Raw genomic sequence first — 2,653 nt, forward strand, 5'->3', positions numbered from 1 at the left:
GAACAGGATCTTGCTTGGCGGAATGCCGGCGGCCAGCGCGCGCTTCAACTCGCCGCCCGAGACCACGTCGGCGCCGGCGCCGAGCTTGGCCAGCGTGCGCAGCACCGACTGGTTGGAGTTCGCCTTCATGGCGTAGCAGACCAGCACCTTCTCGCCCGCGAAGGCCTCGGTGAAGACGCGATAGTGCCGCTCCAGCGTCGCGGTCGAATAGCAATAGAACGGCGTGCCGACGGTCGCGGCCAGCTCGGACAGGTTCACCGCCTCGGCGTGCAGCACGCCGTTGCGATAGTCGAAATGGTTCATGGCTTAGGCTCGGTTGTCCCGGCTTATTTCTTGCCGGGAGGTTCGTCCAGGAGCGGGTCGAGAATAAACGGTTTCTTCCGGCCCTTGGCCGCCGCCGGCGCGGCATCCGCACCTGATGAGGTGGGATTGAACATGCTCGACGTCTTCTGGGCTGCGGTCTCGGTGTCGGCTGGAGCTGCGACGTTGGCCGTAGGCGCGTCGGAAGCGGTCGGCGGCAGATCCAGCGGACCCTTGCGGCCGCAGCCGGCCAGCGCGAGCGCCGTCAGGCTCAAGACAATGATGGCCCACCCCGAGCCGGCCGGGCGAAACTTTGACGTCACGACGAAATCCCCACTACGCGGGCCGCACCATACAGAGATTGGCGCGCTCTGGCGAGAGCCGGATGACCATGAAACATAAGCGAAATTTTGCCCCTCAGCCCAATTTCCGCTCTTTTTCCAGCCGCTTCGCCCAGGCCTTGGCCTGCGACGCCACGTTCTTCGGCGCAGTGCCGCCGAAGCTGGTGCGGCTCTTCACCGACGATTCGACCGAGAGCACGCCGAGCACGTCCTTGGTGATTTTCGGCTCGATCGCCTGCATCTCCTTGAGCGGCAGCTCGTGCAGCGCCACGCCGCCCTCGGCGGCCTTGGCGACGATGCGGCCGGTGACGTGATGGGCCTCGCGGAACGGCATTTTCAGCGTCCGCACCAGCCAGTCGGCAAGGTCGGTCGCGGTGGCATAGCCCTCGCCCGCAGCCGCCTTCATCCTGGCTTCGTCAGGCTCGAGGTCGCGGACCATGCCGGTCATGGCGCGGATCGCCAGCGACAGCGCGGCAAAGCCCTCCATGGCGCCCTGCTTGTCCTCCTGCATGTCCTTTTGATAGGCGAGCGGCAGGCCCTTCATCACGATCAGGAGACCNNTTGAGCGCGCCGATGACGCGGCCGGTCTTGGCACGCACCAGCTCGGCGGCATCCGGATTGCGCTTCTGCGGCATGATGGAGGAGCCGGTGGTGAACTTGTCGCTGAGCCGGATCATGCCGACCAGCGGCGAGGTCCAGATCACGATCTCCTCGGCGAAGCGCGACATGTGCACGGCACAGATCGAGGCCGCCGACAACGTCTCCAGCACGAAGTCGCGGTCGGAGACCGCATCGAGCGAGTTCGCCATCGGACGATCGAAGCCCAATGCCTTCGCGGTGGCGTGACGGTCGATCGGGAACGAGGTGCCGGCCAGCGCGGCGGCGCCGAGCGGGGATTCATTGAGCCGCTTCCGCGCATCCTGGAAACGGCCGCGGTCGCGCGCGGCCATCTCGACATAGGCGAGCAGATGATGGCCGAAGGTCACGGGCTGTGCGGTCTGCAGATGGGTGAAGCCGGGCATCACGGTTGCGGCATGCTCCAGCGCGCGATTGACCAGCGCGGCCTGGAACGCGGCGAGCGCGGCGTCGGTCTCGTCGAGGACGTCGCGGACATAGAGACGGAAATCGGTCGCGACCTGGTCGTTGCGCGAGCGCGCGGTGTGCAGGCGGCCGGCGGCGGGGCCGATCAGCTCGGACAGGCGGCTCTCGACATTCATGTGAATGTCCTCCAGCGCGCGCTTGAACTCGAAGCCGCCCTTGCCGATCTCTGACAAAATCGTGTCTAGACCCTTGCTGATATTTTTCGCATCAGAGCCCGTGATGATGCCTTGGCTGGCCAGCATCGCAGCGTGGGCCTTGGACGCGGCAATGTCCTGGGCGAAGAGGTGACGATCGACGTCGATGGAGACGTTGATCTCTTCCATGATCTCGTCGGGACGTTCCGAGAACCGGCCGCCCCACATCTTGTTGCTCATGATCCCCTGCTCACGCCTTGATTTGCCGCACGTTTGCTGGCCGCCGCCAGCCGTATTAAGAGGCCCCTGATAGCCATATCTGCGACCGGATGACAAACGATATGCTCGACAAGACGCCCTCCGCCACGCGCCGGGTCCCCCTCGTCATCGCCACCGTGGCGGTCGGAGGGCTGGCCGGCTTCGCCGCGCTGTACGGACTGGGCCTGGGCCGGTCGCCTGGCGGCGATCCCACCTGCAAGCCGGCGGTGGCGACGGCCCAGAAAATCGCCCCCCTCGCCCATGGCGAGCTGGCGGCGCTGACCATGGCGAGCGCGCCCCTCAAGCTGCCCGACCTCGCCTTCGAGGACGCCGACGGCAAGCCGAAAAAGCTGTCCGATTTTCGCGGCAAGACGCTGCTGGTGAACCTCTGGGCCACCTGGTGCGTGCCGTGCCGGAAGGAAATGCCGGCGCTGGACGAGCTCCAGGGCAAGCTGTCGGGCCCGAATTTCGAAGTGGTGGCGATCAATATCGACACCCGCGACGCCGAGAAGCCGAAGA

General features: G+C 65.9%; 2 protein-coding genes and 2 pseudogenes. 1 reads left to right on the forward strand and 3 read right to left on the reverse strand.

Annotated features, from left to right (window positions below; translation table 11 throughout):
• From AABA86_RS33045 to argH, 3 genes and pseudogenes are all read right to left on the reverse strand, one after another.
• A pseudogene (locus AABA86_RS33045) lies at window positions 1-303 on the reverse strand (diaminopimelate decarboxylase); the annotation flags it as partial.
• 23 nt (window positions 304-326) lie between these two features.
• Window positions 327-623 (reverse strand): LPS translocon maturation chaperone LptM, encoded by a 297-nt coding sequence (lptM, locus tag AABA86_RS33050; protein WP_212247211.1) that lies wholly within the window; start codon window positions 621-623, stop codon window positions 327-329.
• 94 nt (window positions 624-717) lie between these two features.
• Window positions 718-2,116 (reverse strand): annotated as a pseudogene (argH, locus tag AABA86_RS33055) (argininosuccinate lyase).
• Window positions 2,117-2,217: 101 nt separating this feature from the next.
• On the opposite strand from argH, the gene AABA86_RS33060 reads away from it, so the two are divergent.
• The coding region (locus tag AABA86_RS33060; RefSeq protein ID WP_338309732.1) for a TlpA disulfide reductase family protein at window positions 2,218-2,653 on the forward strand (436 nt) is incomplete at its 3' end.

It is taken from the genome of Bradyrhizobium sp. TM233 (genome assembly GCF_036247965.1).
Lineage (GTDB): Bacteria > Pseudomonadota > Alphaproteobacteria > Rhizobiales > Xanthobacteraceae > Bradyrhizobium > Bradyrhizobium ottawaense.